Genomic DNA, 7597 nt, shown 5'->3' with positions numbered 1-7597 from the left:
TAGTTGGGGGCTTCCCCCTGTGAGAGTAGGACGTCGCTAGGCAAACAAAACAGTCAGCTGTGTGCTGGCTGTTTTTTCTTTTATAAAAAGAGTAAGTACAAAGAATTTATTGTACTTACTCTTTAAAACATTTGTTATATATCAAAGTAAGCAGCTAAACTTCTTTAATGATATCTCCATATAAAACATCACTTTAATGGGCTATAAAATAATGAGTTCCTTAGGAGAGTGAGTGATGACTTCCACACCTTCTTTTGTAATGATAACATCATCCTCGATTCGAACACCGCCTACATTAGGTATATAAATACCCGGTTCGACAGTTAGTACCATATTTTCTTCTAACATGTCTTTACAGAGGGTAGACATAAATATATTTTCATGGATATCTAAGCCTATGCCATGTCCTGCACCGTGTCCGTAATTTTGTCCATATCCCTTTTTAGTAATGTAGTTTCGTGAATAACGATCGGCCTCTTGTCCAGTTATACCAGCCTTCATATTGGAAAGGGCATGCTGTAAGGCACCATAAACTATTTGATATACTTCTTTTAATTGCTCTAATGGTTCTCCAACAGCAATCGTTCTTGTCATATCAGAACGATAACCTCGGTAGTAAGCACCAAAATCCATTGTCAACATGTCACCTTGCTCCACTATTTTAGAGGATGCTACGCCATGTGGGAGTGCTGAACGATGGCCAGAAGCAATAATCATATCGAAGGCTGCACCTGTTGCACCATTTTTTCGCATATGAGACTCTAATTCATAGGCAATATCAAGTTCTGAAATACCTGGTTTGATGAATGTCAGAATATGATTAAACGCCTCATCGGAAATCCATGCTGCTTTCTTAATTATTTCAATTTCTTCTGGTGTTTTAATCATCCGTAAATCTTCTACAATAGTAGGCATTGGTTTTAATATAGCTGTCAATTTGCTCTTCATTAATTGATAGCTAAAATAAGTTACATGATGTTGCTCAAAACCAACAGTTTGAATTAATTCCTGTTCAAGAATTTCCTGAATGGTTTCATATAAATGGTTGCGATCAATCTCTAGTACTTCAAAGGTGTCACACTGATTTGTTGCTTGCTGTGTATAGCGGAAGTCTACTAATAAAAGTGCGCGTGTCTTTGTTACAATGACTGTACCTGCACTACCTGTAAAACCTGTTAGATAGCGACGATTTTGAGCATTTGTAATAATAATTGCATCGGTATCGTGGAGCTGTAAGGCTGCTTGTAATTGTTCTAATTTTGACATGTTTTGTTTCCTCCTTTAAAGTTAAATATACTGCAAAATTTTCATCATGTTTAGAGCTTATATAATTATGTGGAAAATGCATTGCAGGATAAATTCTATCCTAGATTAGAGATTGTTGGAAAATATATTAATAAAATATGAAAAAAGATATTGTATATCTATATTTTCTATGATATATTTATAAATGTCTTAAAGAGGTCCCGTGGTGTAGCGGTTAACATGCCTGCCTGTCACGCAGGAGATCGCCGGTTCGATCCCGGTCGGGACCGCCATTTAAATTAATATTACAGTCCTTATGATTTTACATCATAGGGACTTTTTTGTATGTGTTTGGAGTATGGATCCAATTCATCTTTCAGGAGCTTATCAGTAAAATTAAGTAGAAATTACATGACCAATGAATAACGTCGAAAGGATTAGCACCGCCTTATAGAAACACAGAGGCTAAAAGCATAACATTCTGTGAAGTATTTGAGACCAACTTCCCTTTATTATTTCATAAACAACATCTATTTCCCTAAAACATATCAAGGGTGTCTAAAAAATGGCTTAAATCGCTGTGAAATAATCGAAAATATGCCCATAAACATAGCGAATTTCATATATTTAACATTATCTAAAAATAGTAAAAATTACCGATAAATGATTGCGTTTTTATAAGGTAAAATTAGAGTGTTTCTAATGTAAAGATTAGGGGTAAAAATGTAGAAGTAATCGGATTGGCTACGGAGGTGTTTAGATGAGCAAAGATTATTCTTTTAAAAGTATTTATTTCCCTTTGCTTATTGGTTCCATGATAATGATGGTAGGCTGTGGAGATCCTATTATGGAGATTGAAGAATCAAATGCGTATCACTGGCAAAAAAATATGAATGAAGTAGAATTTGAGAAATTAAAACATGATATGTCATATATTGAGGTAGTAGAAGCAGCAGGCGGAGCAGGTAAAAAAATCAAAAATAATGAATATCGTTGGAATGATGAAATCTTGATGACACAGGCCTATATAGTGAAATTTAAGGATGATAAACTAATTGGCAAAGAAATCATAGCAGTGAAAGGTCATTCAAACAGATAAATAGTTGTCACGTCTTTGTAAATGAAGGCGTGTTTTTTTATTTAAATGAGTTACCTATGTCATAAAATTAGGCTTTTTAACGAAGACAATCTAAGTAGGATATAATGATATTGGATGCTTTGAACATTTTCGCTAGTTTAGGTAAACTAGAGGTAATGTAGTGATGAGAGGAAAAATGAGAATGTATGAAATAATCATGAATTCAGTTGATGATACAGAGCGTTTTGCGATGACACTTGCCAATTTACTAGAAGCTCAAGATACGATTACATTAGAAGGAGATTTAGGTGCAGGCAAGACAACGTTTACGAAGGCATTAGCAAAAGGGCTTGGTGTGAAAAGAACGGTCAACAGTCCAACATTTACAATCATTAAACAGTATGAAGGACGTTTACCCTTCAATCATTTAGATGTTTATCGTTTGGCTGAAAGTGACGAGGACCTTGGTTGGGATGAATTATTTTATGGAGATGCAGTATCAGTGGTAGAGTGGGCGCATTTAATTGAACAGGATTTGCCACAGAATCGATTAGCGATAGAGATTTATCGAATCGGAGACAATGAACGACGATTTGTGTTAATACCTAGTGGGGAACGCTATGAGGCACTATGTGAGGAGCTAATGAAATGATTTGGTTAGGAATAGAAACAGCGAATACACCACTTTCCGTTGCTATTGTAAGGGATGGAAAAGTGGTAGCTGAGCTGGTACAAAATATAAAATTAACACATTCAGCAGGCGCAATGCCCGCTATTGAAGAGGTATTAGCAAGAGCAGGTTTGAAGGCAGGCGACTTGGATGTGATTGCAGTGTCTGAAGGGCCTGGTTCGTATACAGGGGTCCGTATAGGTGTAACATTAGCGAAAACCCTAGCATGGACATTACAGATACCTTTAGTTGGTGTCTCTAGCTTAAAAGCATTAGCTGCAAATGCTTCCCTTTATAAGGGGTTAATTTGTCCAATTTTTGATGCAAGAAGAGATAACGTTTATACAGCTGTTTATCAAGGAGAGACACTAGAGGCTCTTGTGGAGGATCATCATGCACATATCGCGGATTTGTTAGAGCGTTTAAGGGCATTAGATGCACCTATTTTATTTGTAGGAACAGATGTGGGCATATTTTGGGATAACATTGTAGAGGAGCTTGGTGATAACGCTTTACGTGCACCTTTTAGTCTTGACTTGCCACGTGCAACGGAAGTTATTCGTGTAGGAACTAAAGTGGAGTTACCGAGTGTTGAAGCTACTCATCACTTTGTCCCACAATATAAACGAATTGCAGAGGCTGAAGCAAATTGGCTGAAAGAACAGAAGGAGAAAGAACATGAGTAGTGATGTAACTTATCGTAAAATGGTTTCTGATGATGTACCAGCAGTTTATGAAATTGAAGTAGCTTCATTTCCTGTACCTTGGACGTTGGATTCCTTTTACTATGAAGTACATGAAAATCAGTATGCCCATTATGTGCTGGCTGTTGATGCAAGTGGAAGTATTATTGGTTTTTGCGGGATGTGGATGGTTATAGATGCAGCCCAAATTACGAATGTAGCTGTTATTGAGGCAGCTCGTGGACGAGGTATAGGCGAGGGATTAATGCGTGAGGCAATGCAAATAGCTCGTTTACATGGAATGGAGGTTATGACATTGGAGGTACGAGTAACGAACACAGTTGCACAAAATCTTTATCGTAAGCTCCAATTCCAAGATGGTGGTATACGGAAAGGCTATTATACGGATAACGGGGAGGATGCCCTTGTCATGTGGGTGAATTTATAATGAATAATGGATTGATATTAGCAATAGAATCAAGCTGTGATGAAACAGCTGCAGCGATTATACGAAATGGTCATGAAATCGTGTCGAATGTTGTTGCTTCTCAAATAGAGAGTCATAAGCGATTTGGTGGCGTTGTTCCTGAAATTGCATCACGCCATCACGTTGAACAAATTACGATGGTAATTGAAGAAGCATTAGCTCAAGCAAATTTAAAGCCAGCAGATTTGGATGCGGTTGCGGTTACAGAGGGTCCAGGTCTTGTAGGGGCATTGTTGATTGGCATTAATGCAGCGAAGGCTTTTGCCTTTGCGAATAACCTACCAATTGTAGGTGTACATCATATTGCAGGGCATATTTATGCCAATGCGCTTGTTCAGCCGATGGAGTTCCCTTTATTAGCACTTGTAGTTTCAGGCGGTCATACAGAGCTTGTCTATATGAAGGAACATGGCTCTTTTGAGGTCATTGGTGAAACACGAGATGATGCAGCGGGTGAGGCTTATGATAAAGTGGCGCGTGTTTTAAATTTACCTTATCCTGGTGGGCCACATATTGATCGTCTTGCTCATGAGGAAGGAGAGGCTGTTCCTTTTCCAAGAGTATGGTTGGAAGAGGATTCGTATGATTTTAGCTTTAGCGGTTTAAAATCAGCTGTCATCAATTATAAACATAATATGGATCAACGAGGTGAAGCTATTTCACCAGCAGCTGTTGCCAAGGGCTTTCAGGAAAGTGTTGTTGAAGTACTGACTGCTAAAACATTACGTGCTGCTCGCGAATATCAGGTGAAACAGGTTATTGCAGCTGGAGGTGTAGCAGCAAATAAGGGGTTGCGAATTTCTTTGGAGACTGTTTTTGAAGAAGAAGGCATCCCGTTTTTTGTCCCCCCGCTTAAATTGTGTACGGATAATGCGGCAATGATTGGCGCAGCAGCTATGCCGATGTTTGAGGCTGGTATTCGAGGAAACTTAATGATGAATGGACGTCCAGGAATGGAGTTAAAATCCTGGGTATAGTATAGGAAAGAGGTATCTATATTTTTAGATACCTCTTTTATTAATTGTCGAATAATTGTTGATAAAAAAGAACCGTGCGAAGGGAATAGTCAGTAGAAGCATTACAATTGACAAATTTTTCAGAAAATTATCCACAGGTAAAGGAGCGAATTAAATGGCGAACACGCGTACTTATGCACAAATTGTTGATAACTTGTGTATAACTTGTGATTATTCAATATATAGTAGCTGGTTTTATACGATAGAATGTGGATAAAATAAATTTTTGTTGTGGACAATGTGGAAAACTCTGTTGATATGTTGGTATTACTAGATTTATAGTGTGAATAAAACTGTGGGCATTTTTTGTCGAAAAATAGCACTTGACCAATATATATGAAAAATGAAGACAAGTAAAGAAAAAGCCATGTGAAAGGTCACATGGCTTACATCATTTACATGCTAATATTTTCTAGTTCTTCATTTAGCTCAAGCCATTCTAATTCTAATAGCTCATGCTGTTCTTTAGCAGTTGCTAATTCTGCTTGAAGCATTGAAATTTTTTCATGGTCGGTAAAAATGGCAGAGTCACAAAGAGCTTCTTCTAGTCTTGCAACCATAGCAGATGTTTCTTGCATCTTGCTTTCTAAATCTTCAATCGTACGTCTAATTTGACGTTCACGCTTTTTTGCTTCTTTATCAATTTTTGATGTAGACGTTTTATCAGGGAGGTCTTGCTGTACTTGTGGTTGGGAGGCAGCCTTCATTTGTGCTAGCTCTAATAGTTCCTGCTTTTTCTCAACGTAATAATCGTAATCACCTAAATATTCAAATGAACCCGTTCCAGATAACTCCACCACTTTTGTTGCGATACGATTAATGAAGTAGCGGTCGTGTGAGACAAATAGAAGCGTACCTGGATAATCGATCAAGGCATTTTCTAATACCTCTTTGCTATCTAAGTCTAAATGGTTGGTAGGCTCATCTAGAATTAAGAAATTAGCCTTTTGCATCATTAGCTTTGCGAGTGCAAGGCGTGCTTTTTCACCGCCCGATAAAGAGGATACAGCTTTATCCACATCTTCACCACTAAAAAGAAAACGCCCTAATACAGTTCGAATATCTTTTTCGTTCATGAGTGGCCATTCATCCCATAATTCTTTTAGGACACTCTTATTGCTCGATAGCTTTGCTTGCTCTTGATCATAGTAGCCGATTTGTACATTCGTACCATATCGAATACTACCTCCAAGAGGGGATAAATCTTTTACAATTGTTTTTAATAATGTCGATTTACCAACTCCGTTTGGTCCAACAAGGGCAATACGATCCTCACGAAAAGTGCGGAGGTTTATCCCACTAGAAATGGTACGTTTGTTATAACCAATCGTTAATTCATCAACAGATAAAACATCATTTCCACTTTGACGTTCAATCGTGAAACCGAAACTAGCGGATTTCTCATCACCATCCGGCGATTCCATCCACTCGGTACGTTCAAGCATTTTACGTCGACTTTGTGCCATTTTTGTTGTAGAAGCACGTGCAATATTTTTTTGGATAAAATCCTCTAGCTTGGCCTTTTCATCTTGCTGACGTTCAAAGAGTTTGACATCACGCTCATAATTTTTAGCTTTTTCATCTAGATATGCACTATAATTACCCGGATATTTGGTAACGCGATGACGAGATACTTCGTAGACAATAGAAACGACTTGGTCTAAGAAGTAGCGGTCATGGGAAACAATTAAAATAGCGCCTTCATAGCCCTTTAAATAGGATTCCAACCAAGATAGTGTTTCGATATCTAAATGGTTCGTTGGCTCATCGAGAATTAAAAGATCTGGTTTACTAAGTAAGAGCTTAGCAAGTGCTAAACGTGTGCGCTGTCCACCAGATAAGGAACTGATGGGTTTGTCATAGTCTTCGGAATAAAATTGCATACCATGAAGGACTGACCGTATGTCTGATTCATATTGATAGCCACCTGCATCTTTAAACGTATGCTGTAATTGATCGTATTCCGACATAACTTTCGCATACATAGTAGGGTTTTCATAGACAGTAGGATCAGCCATTTGTTGTTCAAGTGAGCGTAGCAGCTGTTCTTGGGCTAAAAGAGATTCAAATATAGTCATCATTTCATTCCAAATTGTTAGCGTAGAGTTTAATCCTGAATGTTGCTCTAAATAGCCTATTTGAATATCCTTTGGGATAATGATATCACCTGAATCATAAGACATTTGACCAGCAATTATTTTTAATAAAGTAGATTTACCTGCACCGTTTCGTCCTACTAAGGCAACACGGTCACGGTGTTGAACTTCTAATTTAACACCACTTAAAATTTCATCTGCAAGAAAGGATTTAGTTAGTTGATTGACCTGTAAAACAATCATTCTTGACACCTCAATTCTACCTTAGTGTAAAGGATGAACGATTTGCATGCAATGTCCGTGCTTTACTTATTCCTAGCAG

7 protein-coding genes and 1 tRNA gene are annotated in these 7597 nt (G+C 37.8%); 6 read left to right on the top strand and 2 right to left on the bottom strand.

The genetic code is table 11. The features are described 5' to 3' along the window. Positions 1–201: 201 nt before the first annotated feature. Complete coding sequence (locus tag EW028_RS21730; RefSeq protein WP_131522371.1) at positions 202–1266, bottom strand: M24 family metallopeptidase; 1065 nt, start codon at positions 1264–1266, stop codon at positions 202–204. A gap of 196 nt (positions 1267–1462) precedes the next feature. On the opposite strand from EW028_RS21730, the gene EW028_RS21725 reads away from it, so the two are divergent. The 6 genes from EW028_RS21725 to tsaD all read left to right on the top strand — a co-directional run bounded on the left by EW028_RS21725 (position 1463) and on the right by tsaD (position 5140). Next, positions 1463–1538: transfer RNA gene (locus tag EW028_RS21725), tRNA-Asp, on the top strand. A gap of 467 nt (positions 1539–2005) precedes the next feature. After that, positions 2006–2344 carry a hypothetical protein gene (locus EW028_RS21720; protein WP_131522370.1) on the top strand — a complete coding sequence of 113 codons (339 nt, stop codon included), beginning with the start codon at positions 2006–2008 and terminating at the stop codon, positions 2342–2344. A 181-nt stretch (positions 2345–2525) separates the two neighbouring features. Further along, the gene (gene tsaE, locus EW028_RS21715; protein WP_131522369.1) at positions 2526–2975 is read left to right on the top strand and encodes a tRNA (adenosine(37)-N6)-threonylcarbamoyltransferase complex ATPase subunit type 1 TsaE; all 450 of its coding nucleotides are present in this window, start codon (positions 2526–2528) and stop codon (positions 2973–2975) included. Then, positions 2972–3679, top strand: a complete 708-nt coding sequence (gene tsaB, locus EW028_RS21710; RefSeq protein WP_131522368.1) for a tRNA (adenosine(37)-N6)-threonylcarbamoyltransferase complex dimerization subunit type 1 TsaB — start codon at positions 2972–2974, stop codon at positions 3677–3679. Before tsaE ends, tsaB begins: the two co-directional genes overlap by 4 nt. Continuing rightward, positions 3672–4124: a ribosomal protein S18-alanine N-acetyltransferase gene (gene rimI, locus EW028_RS21705; RefSeq protein ID WP_054548892.1), complete on the top strand. Its 453-nt coding sequence runs from the start codon at positions 3672–3674 to the stop codon at positions 4122–4124. The genes tsaB and rimI overlap by 8 nt, the downstream gene beginning before the upstream one ends. Continuing rightward, a complete protein-coding gene (gene tsaD / locus EW028_RS21700) occupies positions 4124–5140 on the top strand; it encodes a tRNA (adenosine(37)-N6)-threonylcarbamoyltransferase complex transferase subunit TsaD (RefSeq protein ID WP_131522367.1) in 1017 nt (338 codons plus the stop codon). Before rimI ends, tsaD begins: the two co-directional genes overlap by 1 nt. A gap of 434 nt (positions 5141–5574) precedes the next feature. Here the strand turns inward: tsaD and EW028_RS21695 are convergent, their stop codons facing one another. After that, positions 5575–7518 (bottom strand): ABC transporter ATP-binding protein, encoded by a 1944-nt coding sequence (locus EW028_RS21695; protein ID WP_131522366.1) that lies wholly within the window; start codon positions 7516–7518, stop codon positions 5575–5577. Between the last annotated feature and the right edge of the window lie 79 nt (positions 7519–7597).

This window comes from Lysinibacillus sp. OL1 (genome assembly GCF_004332175.1).
Taxonomy (GTDB): Bacteria; Bacillota; Bacilli; order Bacillales_A; family Planococcaceae; genus Lysinibacillus; species Lysinibacillus capsici.
The sequence above is the reverse complement of the archived record's forward strand: the minus strand, read 5'-3'. Positions and strand labels throughout refer to the sequence as shown.

Excerpts from the sequence above, each read along its gene's own strand:
- tsaE (WP_131522369.1), top strand. The coding sequence starts at position 2,526 with ATGTATGAAATAATCATGAATTCAGTTGATGATACAGAGCGTTTTGCG.
- EW028_RS21720 (WP_131522370.1), top strand. The coding sequence starts at position 2,006 with ATGAGCAAAGATTATTCTTTTAAAAGTATTTATTTCCCTTTGCTTATT.
- EW028_RS21730 (WP_131522371.1), bottom strand. The coding sequence starts at position 1,266 with ATGTCAAAATTAGAACAATTACAAGCAGCCTTACAGCTCCACGATACC.
- tsaB (WP_131522368.1), top strand. The coding sequence starts at position 2,972 with ATGATTTGGTTAGGAATAGAAACAGCGAATACACCACTTTCCGTTGCT.
- EW028_RS21695 (WP_131522366.1), bottom strand. The coding sequence starts at position 7,518 with ATGATTGTTTTACAGGTCAATCAACTAACTAAATCCTTTCTTGCAGAT.
- rimI (WP_054548892.1), top strand. The coding sequence starts at position 3,672 with ATGAGTAGTGATGTAACTTATCGTAAAATGGTTTCTGATGATGTACCA.
- tsaD (WP_131522367.1), top strand. The coding sequence starts at position 4,124 with ATGAATAATGGATTGATATTAGCAATAGAATCAAGCTGTGATGAAACA.